The organism is Bacteroides xylanisolvens XB1A, assembly GCF_000210075.1.
Lineage (GTDB): Bacteria > Bacteroidota > Bacteroidia > Bacteroidales > Bacteroidaceae > Bacteroides > Bacteroides xylanisolvens.
In genome coordinates, this window is the sequence record NC_021017.1 from 5,516,356 (window position 1) to 5,538,098 (window position 21,743).

The 21,743-nt window shown below is 44.7% G+C and carries 18 protein-coding genes; 6 read left to right on the forward strand and 12 right to left on the reverse strand.

The features are described from left to right. Positions 1 to 6: 6 nt before the first annotated feature. A complete protein-coding gene (locus BXY_RS21685) occupies positions 7 to 951 on the reverse strand; it encodes a tyrosine-type recombinase/integrase (RefSeq protein WP_004314322.1) in 945 nt (314 codons plus the stop codon). A gap of 204 nt (positions 952 to 1,155) precedes the next feature. Between BXY_RS21685 and BXY_RS21690 the strand changes: the two genes are divergently transcribed. Then, positions 1,156 to 1,425, forward strand: a complete 270-nt coding sequence (locus tag BXY_RS21690) for a DUF4248 domain-containing protein (RefSeq protein WP_004300655.1) — start codon at positions 1,156 to 1,158, stop codon at positions 1,423 to 1,425. 156 nt (positions 1,426 to 1,581) lie between these two features. Here BXY_RS21690 and BXY_RS21695 read toward each other — a convergent pair whose 3' ends face one another. After that, the gene (locus BXY_RS21695) at positions 1,582 to 1,845 is read right to left on the reverse strand and encodes a hypothetical protein (protein WP_004314321.1); all 264 of its coding nucleotides are present in this window, start codon (positions 1,843 to 1,845) and stop codon (positions 1,582 to 1,584) included. Between the two features lie 83 nt (positions 1,846 to 1,928). Between BXY_RS21695 and BXY_RS21700 the strand changes: the two genes are divergently transcribed. The 5 genes from BXY_RS21700 (at position 1,929) to BXY_RS21720 (ending at position 5,600) form a co-directional block, all read left to right on the forward strand. Next, on the forward strand, positions 1,929 to 2,552 hold the full coding sequence (locus BXY_RS21700; RefSeq protein WP_004314320.1) for a hypothetical protein: 624 nt from the start codon (positions 1,929 to 1,931) through the stop codon (positions 2,550 to 2,552). 47 nt (positions 2,553 to 2,599) lie between these two features. Then, positions 2,600 to 3,979, forward strand: a complete 1,380-nt coding sequence (gene dnaB / locus BXY_RS21705) for a replicative DNA helicase (protein ID WP_004314319.1) — start codon at positions 2,600 to 2,602, stop codon at positions 3,977 to 3,979. Positions 3,980 to 4,168: 189 nt separating this feature from the next. Then, positions 4,169 to 4,663, forward strand: a complete 495-nt coding sequence (locus BXY_RS21710) for an HU family DNA-binding protein (protein WP_015532967.1) — start codon at positions 4,169 to 4,171, stop codon at positions 4,661 to 4,663. Positions 4,664 to 4,784: 121 nt separating this feature from the next. Further along, the gene (locus BXY_RS21715; protein WP_008648736.1) at positions 4,785 to 5,078 is read left to right on the forward strand and encodes a hypothetical protein; all 294 of its coding nucleotides are present in this window, start codon (positions 4,785 to 4,787) and stop codon (positions 5,076 to 5,078) included. Positions 5,079 to 5,150: 72 nt separating this feature from the next. After that, positions 5,151 to 5,600 carry an N-acetylmuramoyl-L-alanine amidase gene (locus BXY_RS21720; RefSeq protein ID WP_015532968.1) on the forward strand — a complete coding sequence of 150 codons (450 nt, stop codon included), beginning with the start codon at positions 5,151 to 5,153 and terminating at the stop codon, positions 5,598 to 5,600. Positions 5,601 to 5,727: 127 nt separating this feature from the next. Here BXY_RS21720 and BXY_RS21725 read toward each other — a convergent pair whose 3' ends face one another. The 10 genes from BXY_RS21725 to BXY_RS21770 form a co-directional block, all read right to left on the reverse strand. Further along, positions 5,728 to 7,083: an ATP-binding protein gene (locus BXY_RS21725; RefSeq protein ID WP_004314315.1), complete on the reverse strand. Its 1,356-nt coding sequence runs from the start codon at positions 7,081 to 7,083 to the stop codon at positions 5,728 to 5,730. Positions 7,084 to 7,357: 274 nt separating this feature from the next. Beyond that, on the reverse strand, positions 7,358 to 9,925 hold the full coding sequence (locus tag BXY_RS21730; protein WP_074705543.1) for a zinc-dependent metalloprotease: 2,568 nt from the start codon (positions 9,923 to 9,925) through the stop codon (positions 7,358 to 7,360). A gap of 42 nt (positions 9,926 to 9,967) precedes the next feature. Then, the gene (locus tag BXY_RS21735; RefSeq protein WP_004311311.1) at positions 9,968 to 10,924 is read right to left on the reverse strand and encodes a fimbrillin family protein; all 957 of its coding nucleotides are present in this window, start codon (positions 10,922 to 10,924) and stop codon (positions 9,968 to 9,970) included. 55 nt (positions 10,925 to 10,979) lie between these two features. Beyond that, positions 10,980 to 12,620 (reverse strand): PKD-like family lipoprotein, encoded by a 1,641-nt coding sequence (locus BXY_RS21740; protein ID WP_008016860.1) that lies wholly within the window; start codon positions 12,618 to 12,620, stop codon positions 10,980 to 10,982. 9 nt (positions 12,621 to 12,629) lie between these two features. Then, positions 12,630 to 13,355 (reverse strand): DUF4843 domain-containing protein, encoded by a 726-nt coding sequence (locus tag BXY_RS21745; RefSeq protein WP_004314272.1) that lies wholly within the window; start codon positions 13,353 to 13,355, stop codon positions 12,630 to 12,632. Between the two features lie 12 nt (positions 13,356 to 13,367). Beyond that, positions 13,368 to 14,927: a RagB/SusD family nutrient uptake outer membrane protein gene (locus BXY_RS21750; RefSeq protein WP_004304210.1), complete on the reverse strand. Its 1,560-nt coding sequence runs from the start codon at positions 14,925 to 14,927 to the stop codon at positions 13,368 to 13,370. A gap of 8 nt (positions 14,928 to 14,935) precedes the next feature. Beyond that, on the reverse strand, positions 14,936 to 18,073 hold the full coding sequence (locus tag BXY_RS21755; RefSeq protein WP_008648740.1) for a SusC/RagA family TonB-linked outer membrane protein: 3,138 nt from the start codon (positions 18,071 to 18,073) through the stop codon (positions 14,936 to 14,938). Between the two features lie 219 nt (positions 18,074 to 18,292). Further along, positions 18,293 to 19,465, reverse strand: coding sequence for an iron-containing alcohol dehydrogenase (locus BXY_RS21760; RefSeq protein ID WP_004314277.1), 1,173 nt, complete (start codon positions 19,463 to 19,465; stop codon positions 18,293 to 18,295). Between the two features lie 133 nt (positions 19,466 to 19,598). Continuing rightward, the gene (locus BXY_RS21765; RefSeq protein ID WP_032851591.1) at positions 19,599 to 20,609 is read right to left on the reverse strand and encodes a lysylphosphatidylglycerol synthase transmembrane domain-containing protein; all 1,011 of its coding nucleotides are present in this window, start codon (positions 20,607 to 20,609) and stop codon (positions 19,599 to 19,601) included. 108 nt (positions 20,610 to 20,717) lie between these two features. Then, positions 20,718 to 21,635, reverse strand: coding sequence for a phosphatase PAP2 family protein (locus BXY_RS21770; protein WP_004326585.1), 918 nt, complete (start codon positions 21,633 to 21,635; stop codon positions 20,718 to 20,720). Positions 21,636 to 21,743: the final 108 nt, after the last annotated feature.

Below are 21,743 nucleotides of genomic sequence, written 5' to 3' on the forward strand. Positions count from 1 at the left end.
TAAAAATCAAGCACTTACGCCGACCACAGATCGTTTTATAAAATCAAGTACCTGCATATTTGCTTCATCAATTTTCTTATTTCGGAAAGGCTTCAAATAAGTTTCTGTCACGGTGATGGACGAATGTCCCATCGCTTCGGAAATAATACCCGGATGAATTTCGCAATAATACGCAGTCGTAGCCCAGGTATGGCGGGCGGTGTACGAGCTCAACCGGTCTTTGAGTCCCAATGCCTTTCCTAATAATTCCAACTGATAATTAAAATTGCGCAATGCCAGTTGATATTCCCTATACGCCTTTGGCGAACCTTCGTCACTATGAAGAATCGGGAACAAATAAGGCGACTGTTCCTCCCGATTCATATACTTTTGCAAAAGAAACATCGCTTCCGTCGTCAACGTCACAGACAACGGACGTCCCGTTTTACGACGACGATAACTAATCACATTTCCCCGGAGATCACTCTTGCGCAAATAAGCCAAGTCGACAAAAGGCAGTCCCCGAAGCAAGAACATAAGAATGAACAACTCCTGCGCCCCCTTCATGGCAGGAGTGATGGCGTCCGACTGCAACAGACGGGCAAATACCTTCTTCATATCCTCCATATCCAATGCCCGACGGCGGTCTGCCCGCGTACCTGTATATACGGAGCGAAAAAGATGCGGCACGTATGATGCCTTCCGAAGATCGACAGCGCGATTGTAAACCGCACGCAACGTGCGAAGATACGTAGACACCGTATTCCAACTACACCCACGTGCACGAAGACTACCCTCAAAATGCTTCAGCCACTCCGGAGTGATTTCCCGAAACGACAAACGATCGGAACCCTGAAAAGTAAGAATCGCATTCAACGTACTTCTGTATACATGAGCAGTCCCTAAATTTCCACTCTGCTGCAAATCAACAGCCACTTGTTTCATAAACAAAGTAAAACTTTCCTTTTTCATTAAAAATAAATTAATAATTAATATTTACTTTTCCCACATTTTACTTTAGTAAAATACAAAAATATATCTTCAAAAATTTACATACATAAAATCTAAAAAATAAAAACTAAAACATTTACATTAATCATCAAAGTAAATTTCATACATTTGCGCAATTTTTCAAACAACATATTATTTTAACCATTTAAAGTATAAAAAAAATTAATGAACAACAATGAACCAGCTGCCGAACGCTACAGCATTAATGGATTCAAGTATTTCTCCGAATTGGCGAAGGAGTATTTTCCCGATCTGGCAAACGCTTCTTCCGCCAGCAAAAAAATGCGCAAACGCATTAAAGCAAACAAGACATTGAACGAACAACTGGTTGCTGCGTATTACACCAGCCAAACAATCGATGTCAGTCCTGAAATGCAGCTAATCATCTACCGACACTGGGGACCTCCCCACATTGACTTGCCGACAAACGTTTAGCGCGTAACAGAAAACGAAAACACGGACAAGAAATAAAAGGAAAATCGAACTATATATTTTTAAATATATCATTTATCTTTTATTGTTTATTATGTATTCCACTTTGCGTTCATCACTTTTTTTCAAAACGAAGATAACTACCAATCATACAGCTATTTACAGAAAGAAAAAAGCGTTCCACAAAGCGTTCGGCAAAAATGACCGTTTTTTCACTACAAACAAGACCTTCGAATCCCCCCAAACGAAGGCTTTGTTTTTTCTCCAACAGAAGCTCCACCAGTCACAAACAGAAGCTCCACCAACCACCAACAGAAGCTCCGCCAACCACCAACAGAGCATTCGTTCCATCCCCACTCCTTCCCCGGCTTCATGAAAGAAGAAAAAAACAGCCATTTGCGCATCGCGGCACCCTTTATTCATCCACACCCGTCCGCACGGAACCACACCCCTTGCGCATCGCACAAGAACGGCGTACCTTTACAGAAATTTAAAACGATAACCCAATGAACAATTTCAATTTTGAAGCCATGATGGAACATGGTTTTCTCATTATCCCCAAAGCCCTGCTACAACAACAGATAGAAGACCCGAACATAGAAGCCGGAGAAATAGAAGCGCTCCTGAAAATCCTGATGAAAGTAAACTATTCGGACACGTTATACAGCGACCGGCAGCACAAAGACTACCTGTGCAAAAGAGGCGAAAGCATGTTCAGCTACCGCGACTGGAGCCGCATTTTCCGCTGGTCTGTCGGAAAAACCTTCCGATTCATACACGCCCTTGCCATCCTGGGGATCATCGAAATCGTCCCCCATCCCAACAACTCGTCCCTGCATATCCGTGTCGTCGAATACGACAAATGGGTAGGAGCCCCCGACAGCGGCAAGCAGAAAAAGAAAGCCGTCAACGAGAAGTTCCGCCTGTTTTGGAATGAGTTTCACAGCATCACGCAGCTTCCCAAAGAAAACATCGCCAAAGCGCAACGCGAATGGAAAAAATTAAGCGACAAGGAACAGCAACTCGCCATCGACAAGGTAGAAGATTATTATTTCCACCAAACAAACATCAACTACCTGCTCCACGCCGCCAGCTATTTATCCAACAAAGCTTTCCTAAACGAATACTGATAAAACGAATCCCAATTAAACGAAGACTGATTAAACAAACACTGATTATGAATACCGAAAACAGAGTTTCACCACAGGCTCCCGAAATAGAAGAAGCCATCATCGGCGCCTGCCTGATAGAGCAGAGGGCTATACCACTGATAGCCGACAAGCTGCGCCCCGAAATGTTCTACGTCCTGCGCCACCAACTGATCTACGCCGCCATACTGGCTATGTACCACGCCGGAATGAAAATAGACATCCTCACCGTAAAAGAAGAGCTTTCCCACCGCGGAAAGCTCGAAGAGGCGGGCGGAGCGTTCGGCATCACCCAGTTGAGCAGCAAAGTGGCGACTTCCGCCCACCTCGAATATCACGCGCAGATCGTACACGAGAAATATCTACGACGCGAAATGACCTTGGGATTCAACAAACTACTCGCCTGCTCGCTAGACGAAACGATGGACATCGACGACTCGTTGATGGACGCGCACAACCTGCTCGACCGTCTGGAAGGCGAATTCGGCCACAACAACCACATGCGGGACATGGATGAACTGATGACCGCCACCATGACCGAAGCCGAAGGACGTATTGCCAACAACATAAACGGAGTGACCGGCATCCCTACCGGACTGGCAGACCTGGACCGCATGACGTCCGGACTCCAAAACGGCGAACTAGTGGTAATCGCCGCCCGTCCCGGCGTAGGAAAAACGGCATTCGCACTACATCTGGCACGAAACGCAGCCATGGCAGGACATGCCGTAGCCGTCTACAGCCTCGAAATGCAAGGAGAAAGACTGGCCGACCGATGGCTGACAGCAGCCAGCGAAGTCAGTGCCCGCCATTGGCGGTCGGGAACCGTCAGCCCGCAAGAGCTTGCAGAGGCACGCACGGCAGCCGCCGACCTCAAACGTCTGCCGATACACGTAGACGACAGCACCTCGGTCAACATGGAACACGTACGATCCAGCGCGCGACTGCTGCAAAGCCAACATGCGTGCGACGCGATCATTATAGACTACCTGCAACTCTGCGACATGACAACCGGCCAAAACAACCGCAACCGCGAACAGGAAGTGGCACAAGCCACCCGCAAAGCGAAGTTGCTGGCCAAAGAGCTAAACGTACCGGTGGTACTGCTTAGCCAGCTAAACCGCGAATCGGAAAACCGCCCCGCAGGCCGCCCCGAACTGGCACATCTCCGCGAAAGTGGCGCAATCGAGCAGGATGCGGACGTCGTGATATTACTCTACCGCCCCGCCCTCGCACGAATAACAACCGACCGCGAAAGCGGTTACCCTACCGAAGAACTAGGCATAGCAATCATAGCCAAACAACGCAACGGAGAGACGGGAAACGTATACTTCAGGCATAATTCGGCAATGACAAAAATCACCGAATACGTCCCACCGCTGGAATACATGCTGAAACATGCTAAATAGATACAGATTCACCCCGATTCCATACAATTTTATATTACAATATATAGCTGTATGGAATTTCTTTTTTTATTTCATTATTGATATAAAATAAATAGCAAAATACTTGACTTTCCCTTTCAAATTTCGTATATTTGTAATGTCAACAAGGACAGAAAATATTATTACTTAAACCTTAACTTTTTTAATTGTATGAATGTATTAGTGGAGCGCTATCAGCGCAGAAAGTATGTGAATCAGCCGGATTCACAGATGTTGTATTATGTACGCCAGAAATCGGGTACAGTGAGAGTGATGGACATCAACAAGCTGGCCGATGCCATCGAAGCGAACTCATCGCTTACAGCAGGAGATGTGAAGCATTCCATCGAGGCTTTTGTTGATCAGTTGCGCCTGTCGCTTACCCAGGGCGACAAGGTGAAGATCGACGGATTGGGCACGTTCCATATCACGTTGAGCAGCGAAGGGGCGGAAAAGGAGAAGGATTGCACGGTGCGCAATATCCGCAGAGTAAATGTTCGTTTTGTGGCAGACAAGGCACTTCAGCTGGTGAATACGAGTCATGCCACTACCCGAGGCGAGAATAATGTCGATTTCATCCTGGCCGGAAAGGGTGACGGAGAAGACGCGGATGGTGGAAACAGCGGTAGCGGTGGAAGCGGAGAAGCTCCGGACCCGGCAGCTTAATCATTAAAAACAGTGCCGCATGGGTATTACAGAGTGATTTCTACAGTTACTCTCCATGCGGTTTCTGTTTTCTTCTACATTTATTTTTTAATTCTCAATTTTCAATCCTCAATTTATTAAAATGCTCGATAAAATCATAGAGATCATTATGACGATCCTGCCCTTTCTGGGCAGTAATCGCAAAAAGCGCAAAGTAATGGCGCAAGAAGTAAAAGAGTTCAGCGAACTGGTGAAAGACCAATATACTTTTCTGATGCAGCAATTGGAAAAAGTGTTGAAGGATTATTTCGACCTTAGCTCGAAAGTGAAAGAGATGCATACGGAGATATTCTCATTAAGAGATCAGCTGGCACAGGCTGCTGCCTTACAATGTATTAATAAGGAATGTGCACAACGTAGTGCAGCAGAGGCATGATAATGATTCAATTAATGCAAATTATGGAACCTGTGCAATTTACAGAACCTATTCAATCTATTTAATCCATTCATGAGAACTATAAACCTGATAGTAATCCATTGCTCCACTACGCGCGAAGACAAGAGTTTCACAGAATATGACCTGGACGTCTGTCATCGCAGACGAGGATTCAACGGAACGGGTTATCATTTCTATATCCGCAAGAACGGGGATATAAAATCTACCCGTCCGATAGAACGAATTGGTGCGCACAGCCGCGGTTTCAACAAAGAAAGTATAGGTATCTGCTATGAGGGCGGACTCGATTGCAAAGGACAACCGAAAGATACCCGTACCGAATGGCAGAAACATTCGCTCCGGGTATTGATTCTCGCTTTATTGAAAGATTATCCGAATTGCCGGATCTGCGGACATCGGGATCTAAGTCCCGACCTGAACGGAAACGGCGAAATAGAACCGGAAGAATGGATCAAGGCCTGTCCCTGTTTTAATGCTGAAACGGATTGGGATAAAGTCTAAAAAAAAATAGCTTTATTATAATTTAGGCACGGATAACACGGATTTCACGGTTGCTTTGTACAAGCATAGCACTAACCGTGAAATCTATGTAATCCGTGCCTAATCTTTAACTTATGATTTTGCTAGACTACGCGTTATCAAAGGTTGTTTCAAACCGACGCAATATGCTGTCTAATTTTCCAACGAGGTAAAAAGGTAGATTTATCAATTTGAATTCTTTTCCGTCTGCCGTCTTTACCTCATCCACAGCATAAGGCTGCGACCATATTCTGACTGCAACAGTCTGATTAGAGTGATTCATAAAAGAATGTAAGGAACGCAAGTGGGCGTTATGCCCTGATTTGACTTCAATGGGATAAACCATAGAATCCTGCACCCACACATAATCGACTTCTGCATTAGAACCACTTTTATTACGCACCCAGAAACAACGTTTCTGACTGACTTTATCTGTCAGTGTCAACAGTTCTTGCGCTACAATCTGCTCCGCTATCATACCACGCCAAGCATCCATTATATCTTTTGCTCCCAAAACCTCTTTCTGTACTTGTGCCGCATAATTCACCAATCCTGTATCTAACCAGACCAGTTTGGGCATACGCTTTATTTCAGGAGTGGCCGGAACTTCCGTTGCCGTAGTCGGATAAACTAATTCCAGCAACATCGCCTTTTCCAATAAACGAAAAGCCTCTCCCACTTCCCGAGCATTATAAGACGAACCAGCAAATCCTCCTAAAGTTATAATTTGTCCAGCTTTATGCCATCCTTCTTTTAATATAAAGCGAATCACTTCCGGAAGTTGTTTTCCCAAAGCATATTTTTCCACATCATCCCGGTAGCCTTGCAAAAGAGTTTCATAAGTGGACTCCAAGGATAAAATATCCCTGCGCTCCGCATAGAGTTGCACAACTTCCGGCATACCTCCAATCAACGTATAGATATTAAACAATAACATCAAACGATCATGGAAAGCGAGAGTGATTTCAGGCTTATCTAAAACGGATAATAAAGGTTCTTCTCCAACAGCACCCAGAAACTCGCGAAATGAACAAGGACGCAATGCCATATATTGCACCCTTCCCACCGGAAATGAAACACGTACATCTATCAGGTTTTCTAATAATGAACCGGCAGCAATTACATAAATATCAGGTAATTCTTCATAGAAATAGCGTAATAACGCTACTGCCTTTGCTGAATTTTGAATTTCATCAATAAAAAGTAATATAGTTCCTTCATTCCTTATCTTTCCACAATGTGCAAAAAATAAAGGCATCAAATCTTTTAGAGATACATTCAACTCAAACAAGGATGCTGCCTCCCGTTTCTCCAAATTCAAATACAGGTAATTGTCAAACTGCTTTCCAAATTCGTTGACTACCGTTGTTTTACCGACTTGCCTTGCTCCACGCAATATCAAAGGCTTTCTATGCGTATCGTCTTTCCATCTTTCCAGATGAAATAAGATATCTCTTTTAAACATAAACCACAAATTTATTGATTTTCAGCAACAAAGTTATAAAGAATTTCCAAAGATGGGGCAAAATACCATTGATTTTGTTTCAAAGATGGGGAAAAAGTCTATCGTTCATGTTTCAAAAATGGGGCAAAGCCACCTAATACTGTCGTAAATATGGGGCAAAAAGAACGTATTTACAATCAGCTAATCTACAAATTAGACGACTTACCATGTACTAACTCCAATCGTACATCGTAAATCGTCTAATCGTAAATGAACTTAATCGTAAATTATTTTTCTACTTCACGTCGAATGCAGCATCAATCAACGCTTTCAAGTTCAGATAATGACTTCTGTATATTCCACTGGAAGCATTTGCCGCATTGGTCAGGTCTCTTCTAAGATCAGTCAACTGTCCGCGTGCAATAGTCGGTGCTTCAGAAGGGAAATCGAAAGCTACGAGCGAATAACCACCCAGACTTCCGAGCGAACCGGAACTGTTCTTCGGTTTATCAAGCATTCCAATCAACGCATTGACATAAGTCTTTTGCAAACTACGTTGGGAAGCATCCGGTTTCTTTCCTCCTTGCATATCGCTCCAGATACTCTTCTTCAAATCACGGAACAAATCGTTGGCTGTGTATGCCTTCGCTCCGTTGACCAGTTCGTTGTCCGTCATCTTATCAAGTGTGCGGCTGCTAAGCAGTTGTTTCAATGTACTGCTCTGTACACGGTAGATCGAATTGAAAGTATTGATACCAGTTCTTTCGGACAGTTTATCATCCATCAGCCAGGTCGGTGTGGTAAACAGTTCCTTGTTCAGGAAGTCGACCGCTTTCTTCTGAATATCCTTCGGAACATATTCCACCGCTTTCATGTCTGTCTGTTCCACAGAAATCGGATTGTGGTAGATACCGGCCACATTGGTAGCCACATGGCCCATGTACAAGTCGAATTGTCCCACCACATTCTGATACAAACGGACAGCTTTCATATAACCCTCATTCGGTTCATAAGTCCAGTTCATGATTTCAGGCATCACACGTTTCAGGTTTTTGATTCCATACGAGCTTGCCAGCATGGCATCATCTCCCAAATCTTCACTCTGGTTGCGGGGATCGTTTCTGTCGAGTTCCGTTCCGAACGTATAGCGTTTGTCCTCCCGCAGCTTCTCAATGATCCACTTATTCAAGTGAGGTATTTCGGCTTCCGCCGTTTCATATTCAGGCATCCAACGATAGCCCCATTCAATCGCCCATTTATCATACATACCGATACGGGGGAATATTCCCGAACGTGAAACGTTGTCTTCCGGCTGTGCCACATAGTTGAAGCGTGCATAGTCCATGATAGACGGTGTATGACCGTTGGCTTCCACCCATATTTTGTCTCTAAGTTTCTCTACCGGGACGGTATTGGAAGAACCGAAGTTATGACGCAGTCCTAATGTATGTCCCACCTCGTGGGAAGATACAAAACGTACCAGTTCGCCCATCAGTTCATCGTCGAACATCGGTTTGCGTGCTCCCGGATCAATGGCTCCTGCCTGCACGATGTACCAGTTGTAAAGCAGGCTCATCACATTGTGATACCAGTTGATATGCGTTTCAAGAATTTCACCGCTGCGAGGGTCGTGCACGTGAGGTCCGCTTGCATTCGGAATATCGGAAGGCTTGTACACGATAGCCGAATGGCGGGCGTCTTCCAAGCTCCAGGTAGGATCGTCCGTCGGTGCTTCTTTGCCGAAGATTGCATTTTTGAATCCTGCTTTCTCAAAAGCGGCTTGCCAGTCGTTCACTCCCTGAATAAGGTACGGAACCCATTTCTTCGGAGTGGCAGGGTCGATATAAATGATAATCGGTTTCTTTGGTTCCACCAATTCGCCACGCAGGTATTTCTCGCGGTCTTCGTCTTTGGGTTCGAGACGCCAGCGGGTGATATTCGCTTTATACTTCACTCCTTGCGGATTCTCGTCAAAATCCTTATAGCTCACAGCAAAGTAACCTACCCGGTCGTCGTGCAATCTCGGTTTCATCGGTTCCTTGGGAAGTAATAGCATAGAGCTGTTCAGTTCGTAAGTCAACGGAGTGGTAGAGGTGGCAAAGAAAGCTGCCAGCAGTTTCTCAAGTCCACTGCCTCCTCCTTTCTTCCGCTGGAAGGTACGCACGGTACGTATTTCGATGTTTTGCGGAAAGGCTTTCAGTGTGTCGATATAACTGGCGTCGTCTACCATGCTGCTCGCTCCGATGTTGTCTTTCACCCGGCTGGTGAATGAAAACATTTCGTTGTCCTTACGGATATAGTCGGTCATGTCGATCACATAGTTGGTAGTTTCTCCTTCTTTACGGACAGTTTTCAGCGGGAAGGTGGCCACAATGGGTTGAACATTGGAGTTCAATACGGCCTGATACATACCCAGTGTATCAGCAGAATGTTCGAGATAAGAGATTTCACGCACGAACAGTTTGTCGCCGCGTCCTTTCTCGAAACGGATCACTTCGTCGCTGATGTAATCTCCCGGATAGCCTACTTTACGTTTCTGCGCGTCTACCGGTGCTTTCACAACTCTGTTCACAATCAAAATATCACGTCCGAAAAGAGAGTCGGCTATTTCGAAGAAATATTTACCATCTACGTAATGCACTTTAAAAAAGCCGTCCATTGTTTTGGCTTTGCCGGTGATTACTTTTGCGTAAGGTTGCAGAGCATCTTTCTTACTCTTGGCAATGGAGTCAGCCTTGGCTTTATCCACCGCTTCCGTCTTGCTCTTCTTTTTCTTCTTTTTCTTGAAGATGTCCGTCGATTGTGCTCCGGCCAATGGAACGATCATTGCCAGAATCATCAGAATTGAAACTAATTTCTTCATGCTTTCTTTTTTAATATTTATATACAGATACAAAGATAATAATTATTCGATACCGGCAATGCCATACATATTTAAGTTGTTGATACTAGACATCTTTTCATTCGGTTTGCCTGAAATAGTATATTCCTGTCCATCAATTGTCAAAGTAAAATTATAGGTATAAGTTAGCCCTGTTTCAAAAGGTACGGCAATCATCATATAACAGGTCTCCAAACTGGCACCAAAATACCCGGCAGTTATCTCGAAGCCGCCATTAGGAAGATTATAAGTAATACTGTTTATCGGAGTACCGGAAATTTTACCTGTCGACAAATCTACAGTTGCTCCATCTTCGTAGGCAATCGGATGGTCACAGCTCACCACCACTTTAGTAAATTTCTTACCGACAAAAGAATCCGGGCATCCCGCACCCGGTAAAGTGATTTGAGAAAACAATGGTTTGAATTCTCCCAAAGAAACAGTTGCAGCAGAATAGCTAGATGTAGTAGCCGAAGCATAAGCAAAGCTATAATTACGATGCGGCATAAACTCTGATTCATAATACTCCTGCACAGCTAAGTTGGGCAAAGCGACAGCCTTATAATCTTGTGAAGCTGCGTTATAGGGCGTATAGGCATAAATAGTGTGATCGCCACCCTTAAATCCTGCAGCAAGTTCGGAAGAAGGATTCAGCGTAATATCTTCAGTCACACGACTATCACGATCATATACTATATACGTTTTACCATCCAATTCTGTAGTAGTAGCCACCGCTACTTCCGACGGAGCATACGGCAAGTTTTCCTGCGGTTTGCCATCGGACAACACATATATTCCTATCTTGTCCGCTTCAATCCATCCCTGGCTTCCATGGGAATACACATTATAAGCACCGGAAACAGCAATTTTCCCCACTACGGGAATATCTGCATCTTCTTCTTCACCATCGTCACTGCTGCAACTTACTGAAGACAATACTAAAGCTACACAAGCAGCAAAATAAAACAGTCTATTTTTCATACTTTTCTCGTTTAAATGATTAATTATTTACTGATAGGTTATTTTCTTTTTCCAATTAATATTCTCCTTCATAGTTCGTGCACCATACCATGCCTTTCACATCGCCAAACCCGCTAAAAGTCTTCAATTCCAAATCGGGAGCAAAACCTTCGAAGAGACGTACCATCTGGCTCGTGTTTACATCGATGATGGCGATATCCCCATTTTCCTGCGAAAGTGCCAGCCGGAAATTCGGATCAGTGCTATTTCCCCCATAGCCATAAAACTCACAAACAACAGGACTTCCACTGATGCCGGTGATACGGCTGCCTGCTGTGTAAGCCAGCATATGGCTGCGCATCTGCATACTGTATATATAGAGATTCTTATCTCCATCGGTAAAGTAGAAATAAGGGTTCTTTTCAAAATTGGAGGACATCTTAATGACACTTTGCGGAGTCAATAAGGAGCTGCCGCTGAATCCGTATTGATCCGTACCGGTTATCAGGTGAGAGTTATTATCCATGTCTTTTACGGCAAACTCGTGCAAATCATAATTTCCGGTTCCCTGCACGTCAATCAGCGACACGTAGTTTGACCAAAATGTCAGCCCGCCGTTGGAGGCTACATCTTTCTTTTCGTAAGCCCCTATTGCCAGGCAGCGGGTTCCCGCTCCCATATTGTTCACCCGCAACACACCGGAGGGAACTTCCAAATCCTGATCGTATGTTTTGAAGTAGACGATGGCAGGAGTATAAACTGCTCCCCACTGCGGATAATGTGTAATGCCGATAAAACGGGCATTTTGCTCATCATACAAGATACAACGTTCTTCGTCGGCACACCAATAAGTGACGTTGTGGAACGGTGCGAAACAGGTGATACGGCTACCTCCCTCAAACTCATACGGCATGGCGCCGTACTTCCCGTAATAAGGAATCGCTTTATTGTCAGTGCCTACGGCACGGATATACACTTCCCCCTGTTCGGAGCAAATCACGTAATATTCTTCCTTGAATGCGAAGTCCATTATCTTCAAGCCTTCCGGCTCTTTACGGTTTTCAAATTCGTGGGCAAGCCACATGTCTTTTTGCAACGAATTGCCATCTAGCGTGACACTTCCACTACCCTGATTTATCAGGATTTTCGGCAAACCTGACACGTAGGAACCGGAGATAGAGCCTAATACATAATAGTAATAGATCCCGAGCGGGTCTGTACCCAGACCATCTTCGATGATGTTTTCTACATCGTGCGTAGCCCGGAGGCCGGGATTGATGAAAGATAAAGAAGATTTTCCGTCTCCTTTGTTGGAGAGAATCATCCAGCCCCAGTCGAAACTGTTCTTTCCCGTCAAGGTATATTTATTGCTGATGTATGTTTCATTCGTTTCCTTATTGATGACTTTCAGTATCAGTTCGTACGTTCCGCCTTTTTCGAACTGATACTTCAGATGATAACCTGTGTAGATCAGTTCACGGTTCAGATACCATTGAACGGTGAAAAGTTCATCAACATTCCCGATGTCCGTTGAGAAGTTGATGGGCGCATCCATCTCGAAAAGGTCGCCTACCATAAACGTGTAGTCCGATGAAGCGGAGTTCACAAAAGAAACTTTGGTAGAGTTTGTATAGTCATAGTTTCCCAAATCGTCATAACAGCCGGTTATCACGAGAAGCTGCAGGATTGAAATGAATAGTATTGTTTTTCGCTTCATAATTTATTATCAGTTATCGAGAATGGTTTCATACAGCGGTGTCACTCCGTCTGTATCATAATATTGGTAATTGCCTTGCTGCCACTGGTCTTTCCACCAGGCCTTGAAGTCGGCTATCAGGTTGACAAACTCAATACCGGTGTATTTATCCAATGATTCGAGTATCTCACCATCCATGAAAATGATAAAAACACGGTATTTCATATCCGAATAAGTACCCAGATTGGCTGCCGAACTCTGGTTCCACCAAACAGGTTGGGAAATCCGGTCGGTCACTTGAATCGTGACGTGTTTGTATTCTGCCGGACCCACCAGACAGTTTTCCACTGCATCCAGTGAAAGGGTAAGGGTGTAGTCTGTGTTGAGCAGGTCTTCATTGCGATAGACGGTGACTTCGTAGGTGTCTTCCGCCAGTCCGCTATGGAAGATGCCGGAGGTCAAAGGGGCATAGTCGATGCCGGAACGGGCGGTGCTTTTCTCTCCCACTGCGGAAATATCACAGGTGGCATTTTCTTCGAGCAGGTAGCCAAGAAGTGTCATTTTCACTTTCACGGTTCCTTCTCGAAGCAAGGGTGCATCTGTAGCAAAGTTGAATGTTATTTTCTGTGGAGACTTATCGCTCATGTAAGTAAAATAGACGTAATTGTCTCCATTATAAACGTCCAGCTGCTCTTCACTGCAAGAGGTGAGAACGAACAGCAGGCAGAAGATGGTATATGTCAATATTCGTTTCATCTTATCCGGGCATTAGTTGGTTGTTTCACTGGTAGGCAATGGAAGTACATAAGAACCTGTCATGTTGATTTCTCCTTCCTCGTCGGAATCGGGCACGGTGGAGAGGTTCATCCGTTTGTAGGTGTAGAAGGTTCCACCTTCGCCTATCATTTCTTTCCGTATATCGAGCAGTATTTCGGCATCCAGTTGTTCACGGGTGCTGACTGTCAGACTAAGGGTACGTTCAGCTCCACGGGCTTTTCGAACTGTTTCGAGGTAGTTGATTCCTTCGGTTATCTTGCCATTATAGCTACTGATCTCCGCCAGGATATGACAGATTTCACTGAACCGGATCACTGGTATCATCGGATTCTCCATTGCTTCTACTACTGATTCTACGGAAGGGTTATACTTCAGTGTGTAATACTTCGACTGGGTTTCATTGGTAGTCCCGATCAGGTAGGTGAGCCGATAGTCGGTATATACGCCCGTATTGTCCGAAGCAAACAGGGAAGGGATATTTGCCAACGGCAAACGGGTGGTTGACGAAGAAGAGGAAGAGCCCCATACGGCCTGTTCATAATCCGTAGCCAGCTGTTTCTTGTACAAGCCGAACAATATGTCGTGGGAGACTTTTGTATATCGGGAATTGAGATTGCAGGTAATGTTCTCTCCTTCTGTAAAGCCTATCCACCGTTTCTGCTGGTAATAGGTGTTGTAAAGTTCTTTGGCGGCTGTCTCGGCATTCTTGTAGTAGGCAGGACCGGCATAGATGCAGACACGGGCTTTCAACCCCAGCAATGCCAGATAGTTGAAGCGGATGCCACGATACCAGAAGAATGCTCCCATATCGTCTATATAGGAACCGGAGTTGAAGCGGTAGCGGGCATTCCATTCGGGAGTAGGTTCGTACATTTGTGAAGCGTACATCGCTTCGGGATGGTATTCGGTGTCAAACTTACGCAGAATGTCTTCCGCTTCGAGCAGGTCTTTCAGGACTTTCTCGATAAAATCGGTAACGGTACATTTTTCTACCACTGCGGCTTCGTATTTATCGCGGTAAGGAAGATAGGCGCCCGAAGGATTGGTTGCCGTTGCAGGAGCAAACAAGCGAAGTAGGTCAAAATGCATCATGGCTCTTAATGACAAGGCTTCGGCGTAAATGAGGTTTTTCTCTTCTTCTCCGTATTCGAACAAAGAGATGTCCGTGGGCCGGATGTTCTCGATGAGCTTGTTCAGGTTGGCTATCACTTTATAGCCTTTTTCCCAGATAGCTGTCACGACGGGTTCGGTGTCGACCGTGTTATAGATAAGTTCGGAAGCGTCGGCATACATCGGAGAGATGGTTCCCGCCTTTTGATTGTATTGCTGGGAGATGGCACTAAGGAATCCCCAGCTTAGTTGCTTACCGTAAAGTTCGTCGGACGCCAGATTGGTGTAGATACCATTCAGGGCATTCCGGTAGCCGAAACCGGTGGAAAACAGATCGTCGTCGGCTATCGCATTTTCTGGTGTTACGTCCAGCCAGGCATTGCAGGAAACGGCTAACATTCCTGTCAGGGCTATTAGTATATGGCTGATTAGTTTCTTCATTTGTATGGTTAGAATATGATGTTAGTAGTCAGATTGAATGAACGCGAATAAGGATAATCCAGTCCCCGTTCCTGACGGATGGTAGACCAATAGAACAGGTCGTTCATCGTGAACGAAAGACGCAGGCCGGACAGATGGAGTTTCTTTAATTGTTCGGGACGGAAATTGTAGCTCATTGTCAATGAACTCCATTGCAGGGTATTGTTTTTCTGTACAAAACGCGAAGATGCGCCGGTGGTGACATTACGGTCACGAATATCTTTCATGGTGGTTATGTCTCCCGGTTTCTGCCAACGGTCGAGCAATACCCGCTTATCTACATTGTCATTTTTAATGTCGGCATTCTCTACATAGGAGACGAGGGTATTGTTGTAAGCATCTCCACCAAAGGTATAGAGGAAAGAAGCAAACATGGATAACTGTTTATAGGACAGGGTATAACCGAATGAGCCTTGTCCCTTGGGAGCTGTATCGCCAATAATGGTCCATTCGTCGGCAGACCATACATCGGTAACGTCACCATTCCGGCGAAGGTAGATTTCTTTGCCGTTTGTGGGGCTGATTCCCAATGACTTCATCCCGTAAATAGAGGTCAGAGAGGCTCCTTCGTAATATTTCAGGTATGTTTTAGCATATTTTGAATCGGAGCTGCTTTCGGGGTTATATCCGCTGAACAGTTCTTCCACTCTTTTATTATAGTCGCGCATTGCCTGGGAGATTTCAATAATCGTGTTTTTGTTTCTTGCAAAGCTGCCGTAGAGCTGGAAGAGCCAGTTTCTGTCACTGTAAAGTCGTGCCCGCAGTTCCAGTTCGACGCCGGTGTTTTTCACCTTTCCCATGTTTTCTTTGTAGGAGGTGAATCCGGTAGAGGAAGGGATGGTATAATCGGTTATCAGGTCGATGGTACGCTCGTCGTAGGCAGAGGCTTTCAGATAGATTTTATCGTGCCACAGTCCGATTTCAACTCCATAGTCGAGGGTGTATTTACGTTCCCATTTCAGGTTCGGATTTCCCATCTGATAGAGGAATACACCGTAGCCTGTGGGATACCAGCTGTCTGTTTGCAGCTGATACATATCTTTGGCCGAATAGAGGGAGAAGTTGGTCTTTCCGGTCAGTCCGTAGGAGACACGGAACTTCAACATGGAAAAGAGTTCATTCGACTTCATAAAATCATAATTATGAATGTTGATTCCTGCTCCTGTTGACCAGAACATGGACCATCTTTTATCGGAACCGAATTCGGAAGAACCGTCGATACGTCCTGTAAGGTCGGCGAGATAGATATTGTTGTAGGTGTAGTTGGAAGTGAGCAAGGCTCCTACCAAGCGGGTGGTATTATCGGAGCTGCTGGGCTTTCCGTATACTTCTGCCGCATAGTTTGAAGAGACAAGGTCGCCACCCGGAAATCCCCGGTAACGTGTTTCGGAAGCAGTGCTCTGCGTTTGTCTCATGTTGGAGGACAAGCAGATATTGAGATTGTGTCCCTTGAAGGTATTGTTGTACATGAGTGACAGGCTTCCGTCTATCACTGTTCTCTTTTGTGTGGATTCTGTTTTTTCACCATTGATGTTGCCTGTACTGGCTGAATAACTGGCCGATGCGGGATCTTTGTACAGATCACCGGTAGAATTTCTCATCAGGACGGAAAACTGACCGCGCAGACGCAGACCGTCGGTGATACGCCAATTCAGACTAAGATCATCGGTTACTTCATCATAACCGGAATGGTCGAAGCTGTTGTAGAAGTTGATTTCGTACAGTGGATTTACTTGTGTGCCGCTAGCCCCGTCGAACTTTTCGAGACGGCGCACATAATCGCCATTTTCATCATACAGACGCATATAAGGAAGTAAATGGGAGTAATCGCTGAATGAATTGAAGGGGACATCTGTACTTTTGTTATAAGTGTAGGTCACTTTGTTCTTTATTTGTAGTCCGCCAATGCGGTAGTCTACATAAAAAGCGGCATTGGCATTCTTACGGGAAGAGTGTTTCATCACTCCTTCCGTTCCTCTGAATCCCAGTTCCACTCCCCAGCGCACGTCGTTTTCTCCACCGTCTATGAAAACGGAGTGCTTATGGTTCAGAGCCGTGCGTAGTCCTTGAGAAAGCCAATAGGTATCGACACCTGTCAGTACATTATTGAGTCGTTGGTAGTAACCGTTGGTATAGGGGTCTATTTCCGGGGTGTTGCTGTCATATAGTCCTGCCAGGCGTTCGGTTTCCAGCTTCTCACGGGCGTTCACCAGATTGTAGGAGGATAAATCCGGCAGTTCGGCAGAAAGTACTCCGGAATACTGTACACGGAACTTTCCGGCTTCAGGCGCACGCCGTTCAATGACAATTACTCCGTTGGCCGCACGTGAACCGTACATGGCAGTGGCGGCAGCATCTTTCAGGATATTGATGCTGTGGATGCTATTCATATCGAGGTCGTATATCTTTTCTACATCGACTTCAAAGCCGTCCAGTATGAAGATAGGCAGGTTGGAATTACCGCTTAGCACTTCCCGCGAAATGGAGGAGGTGGAGGTCTGCCCAAGTGTCGTTTCTCCGATACCGGTCTGACCACGCAAGACGAATTGAGGCAGGCTGTTGGGATCGGAACCAGCAGCCAGATTCTCCTGTATTCTGAAAGAGGGATCGAAAGTCTGAATGGCCGAAATCAGGTTGTTCGGGTTGACTTTTAACAGGTCTTCTTTCTCTATCTTTGTGGTATTTCCAGTGAAACTTTCTTTCTGTATGGAGTTATAGCCGGTTACAATCACTTCCTGAATACTTTCGGTAGCTTCTACCATCTGCACATCGACTTTCTGCCGGGAAGTGACTTTGATTTTACGGGTTTCAAAACCGATGTAGGAATAGATAACCAGACCGCCTTTTTCGGGCAGGGTCAATACATAGCAACCGTTTATATCGGTAATTACACCAGTAGAATGACCATCCAAACGAATCGTCACTCCTACCATCGGTTCTTTAGAGAGTTTCTCAATCACCCGGCCATAAACATAATTTCCGTGTGGAGGAAGAAGATATGTCTCTTTTGAATTATTTTTGTTTTGGGCTATTGCATTAGTAGATAGTGATAAAATGTATACAAACAATAAGATTCTATTCAAAGCCCCGGAATTTAGCTTTTGCATAACGGATATATATAGTTATTACACCCGCAAAAGTATTCTTATATGATAGACGGAGCAATCACGAATTTTAGGTATTTTACACAACTATTATACCAAAATATAATTAAAGCAAAATCTTTTTGCTTCTGTTTAGGTATTAATCAATAGCAAAAAGAATAACTGCATCATTTATCCTCTATCAAAAGGCAAATGATGCAGCTGTCGGTTATATCTGTTTTTTTATAATGCCAGACGGTATATCTCTTTGCTGTCCTGTTTCGCTAATTTGACATAGTTGCCTACCAATTCACCTTTATTCCGGTGCAGACTATCTGCAAGGCGGTCGATGTCGGGATTCTCAATGCCAAGTTCTTTGAAGGTCACAGGCAGGCCGATGGAAGTAAAGAAGGATTTCAGACGGGAAATTCCTTCAAGGGCTACCGCCTTTTTATCGTCTGATTCTGCCACTCCCCACACTCGGATGGCGTATTGGGCTATCTTATCCACATTGTGTTCTGTCATCCATGTCATCCAGGCAGGGAAGATTACGGAGAGTCCGGCACCATGAGTCACGTTATAGATGGCGCTGATTTCATGTTCGAGGAAGTGGGAAGCCCAGTCCTCTTCACAACCTACACCACAGGTTCCATTGTGGGCGATCGTTCCGCACCACATCAGATTGGCACGGGCTCCGTAGTTTTCGGGGTCTTTCATGACGGTAGTTGCCTCTTTGATGATGGCAAGCAGGGTACCTTCGCACAGGCGATCGCCTATTTCTACATCTTTCGTGTTGGTGAAATAGCGTTCCATGATGTGTGCCATCATATCGGCAATGCCGCAGGCGGTTTGGAAAGGAGGAAGTGTGTAGGTCAGCTCGGGGTTCATCACGGCAAAAACAGGACGTAGTACACCGGGAGCACGGAGGCTTAATTTCTGTAAGCCATCGACTTTCGTGATGACGGTGTTACCGGAACCTTCGCTTCCGGCAGCAGGAATCGTTAACACAACGGCTACTTTCAATGCTTTCGTCACAATGGCTTTTCCGATGTAGAAATCCCAGAAATCTCCGTTGTAAGGAACTCCGGCTGCAATGGCTTTCGCCGTATCAATCACAGAGCCACCACCAACGGCGAGCATCATGTCTACGTTTTCTTTCCGGCAGAGATCGATTCCTTCATACACTTTCGTGTCTATCGGGTTAGGCTGTACACCACCCAGCATGCAATAGGGAATACCTACTTCCTGCAATGATTTCTCAACACGGGCCAACAAGCCGCTACGTATCACGGAACCGCCACCATAAACAATCATTATTTTGCGTGCACCGTATTTCTGTACTAACACTCCGGTCTGCGCTTCCGTATCCCGACCGAACACGAATTCAGTAGGGCTGTAAAAGATAAAATTATTCATTGTCGTTTTCTTTATAGGTCTTTTCGTCAGTCTTTTCTATAGATCCAAATAGAACTCCTTTGACAAGTTTTTCTATAAGTTCTTTTATAGAGCCCTTCATAAGAGTCTTTATAGATCAGACAAAGTTATAAATTTAAGCAGAATATCTTTCTTTTGATTGTTTAAAATTTCCTACTTTCATTAGTACAAGTCCGATTACAATCCAGACCATTTCGCGTATACGGGTAATCAAAGCGGCATAGACTCCGTAAGCTCCGGAAAGGGAAAGGCCGCCTACGGCGAGGGCAAAGCCACCTTCACGACCTCCCAATTGCATAGGCAGGAAAAACAGCAGATTAGCAAGTAAAGAAGAGAAAGCCGCAATCAGGCAGCAGTCGGCAAAGCTGACATGGGTGGTCAGCACGTTCAGTATCAGCCATATTTCAAGACAACTGACTACACGGGCGGTATATTCCAGTAAGAGGGCGCTATAAAAGGTTTGTTTCTTTTGTTGGTGGAGAAGGGCAATTTGTTTGTCTATATTCTCCAACTTCTCTTTATGCGCGTTTGCAAAATGAAATACTTTCTTTTTCAGAAAAGGAATACGACCACCCATACGGACAAAAGCCACAGCCATCCCCTGCCGATAGCCTTTCATAAAAAGAATAACAATCAGCAAGCAAAAGACAGTAATAGCTCCTAAGATTATCCCCATCATCCACCCCACCGGATAGAGACAAACGTAAAGCAACACTGAACTTAACCAAAAGCAAAAGTGGGAAAAGATATGCATCATCACATAAAGAATCACGGAAGAGGTGGCGCGTTCTATTCCTATATAGGGTTTCAGCTCCATAATGCGATATGGTTCGCCTCCCATCAGCCCAACAGGAGTCACGTAATTAAGCGCAAAACCTGTTACTGTGAATTTGTAGAGCCGGACAAATGAAAACCCCGTCTTACCACCACTACGGATGATGATGTACCACGATACTGTATTAATAAGGTAGACAAACAGCCATAGCAACAAAACCAAAGGTAAATATACCCCTGCACGCTTCAAATTCAGCCAAAGCTCCTGATAATCCATATCAAAAGTGAATATCATTATCAGAACGGCAATGATACCAAAAGCGAGAAATATATTACGGTACTTGTTCTTCACTATTTGTGAGACTTATATCTATTTTTTATATGGGTATATATCTGCTTTTATATGAGTATATACTTGCTTTTTGTATGGGTATATATCTCACTTTATTCACATATAATCTTACTTTATATACGTATAATATCTTTCGAAGAATCTTTTGAACGCCGGGATTCTCATCAATATGTATTCGAATACCAGCCAACCGATTAACGCGCAAGAGATGCCAAGTAATACATCAATGATATAATGATGGCATGAATAAATAGCTGTTCCCCAAATGCCGACCATGATAATAGAGAAAAGAGTAACCACATACCACCTGCATTTACCAATAATGGCATACACCAATGCAACTACCATATAGGCCGCATGCAGTGAAGGCACTGCCGCAAAAACATTAGCATTACGCCCGTAGATAGAATCAAAGATGGTTACTCCGAAGAATGCATCAAAGCGTCCCAATCCTGCAACATTACCCGGTGTGTTTAATATCGGTTCGAAACCGTAGTTGATGGCATACCAAGGCGGAGCGGCCGGATGAATATAATAACCGGCAAAACCAATCAAATTGACAAACAAGAATACTAACGCAAAGCGAAGGTAGGTTTTTCTTTCTTTCTTGAAATACAGGCAAAGACCGAACAGGATGGGAACGGGAACCCAACAAAGGTAGAAGATTCCGGCAAAAACGTCCGCTATCGGCCAGTTGTGTGCAGCGAAGTATTCGCAAGGAGTAACCAGAAGACCATTATCCATTACTCCGAAAAGAGACTTTTCGAGATTATACAGTCCGGCCACATCAATCGGGTTCACTTCGTAGTTGGGGCAAATACGCATCCAGTCATACGAGATTCCAAAAATGGCGAAAGGTAACAGGGCCACAGCCAACTTACGAGTAGGTAATCCGGCAAAAAATAAAACTAAATAGAGTACCGCCATTAACAGGTGCTCGGAACGAAGCCCGATGAAGATACTTGTCAGCAAAAGGAAAAGAGCCATAATGACTGTCACAGTCAGGGCTTCTCTCTTCGACGGCATTTGAATATTCTTTATCATTATAATGTTTTGATTAGACAACTAGACTATTTACTATTAGACTATTTACTATTGGACTATTTACTATTGGACTATTTACGATGTACTATT

Bases quoted from the DNA above. Each gene is read 5' to 3' on its own strand.
- BXY_RS21685 (WP_004314322.1), bottom strand. From the start codon at position 951: ATGAAAAAGGAAAGTTTTACTTTGTTTATGAAACAAGTGGCTGTTGAT.
- BXY_RS21690 (WP_004300655.1), top strand. From the start codon at position 1,156: ATGAACAACAATGAACCAGCTGCCGAACGCTACAGCATTAATGGATTC.
- BXY_RS21695 (WP_004314321.1), bottom strand. From the start codon at position 1,845: ATGAATAAAGGGTGCCGCGATGCGCAAATGGCTGTTTTTTTCTTCTTT.
- BXY_RS21700 (WP_004314320.1), top strand. From the start codon at position 1,929: ATGAACAATTTCAATTTTGAAGCCATGATGGAACATGGTTTTCTCATT.
- dnaB (WP_004314319.1), top strand. From the start codon at position 2,600: ATGAATACCGAAAACAGAGTTTCACCACAGGCTCCCGAAATAGAAGAA.
- BXY_RS21710 (WP_015532967.1), top strand. From the start codon at position 4,169: ATGAATGTATTAGTGGAGCGCTATCAGCGCAGAAAGTATGTGAATCAG.
- BXY_RS21715 (WP_008648736.1), top strand. From the start codon at position 4,785: ATGCTCGATAAAATCATAGAGATCATTATGACGATCCTGCCCTTTCTG.
- BXY_RS21720 (WP_015532968.1), top strand. From the start codon at position 5,151: ATGAGAACTATAAACCTGATAGTAATCCATTGCTCCACTACGCGCGAA.
- BXY_RS21725 (WP_004314315.1), bottom strand. From the start codon at position 7,083: ATGTTTAAAAGAGATATCTTATTTCATCTGGAAAGATGGAAAGACGAT.
- BXY_RS21730 (WP_074705543.1), bottom strand. From the start codon at position 9,925: ATGAAGAAATTAGTTTCAATTCTGATGATTCTGGCAATGATCGTTCCA.
- BXY_RS21735 (WP_004311311.1), bottom strand. From the start codon at position 10,924: ATGAAAAATAGACTGTTTTATTTTGCTGCTTGTGTAGCTTTAGTATTG.
- BXY_RS21740 (WP_008016860.1), bottom strand. From the start codon at position 12,620: ATGAAGCGAAAAACAATACTATTCATTTCAATCCTGCAGCTTCTCGTG.
- BXY_RS21745 (WP_004314272.1), bottom strand. From the start codon at position 13,355: ATGAAACGAATATTGACATATACCATCTTCTGCCTGCTGTTCGTTCTC.
- BXY_RS21750 (WP_004304210.1), bottom strand. From the start codon at position 14,927: ATGAAGAAACTAATCAGCCATATACTAATAGCCCTGACAGGAATGTTA.
- BXY_RS21755 (WP_008648740.1), bottom strand. From the start codon at position 18,073: ATGCAAAAGCTAAATTCCGGGGCTTTGAATAGAATCTTATTGTTTGTA.
- BXY_RS21760 (WP_004314277.1), bottom strand. From the start codon at position 19,465: ATGAATAATTTTATCTTTTACAGCCCTACTGAATTCGTGTTCGGTCGG.
- BXY_RS21770 (WP_004326585.1), bottom strand. From the start codon at position 21,635: ATGCCGTCGAAGAGAGAAGCCCTGACTGTGACAGTCATTATGGCTCTT.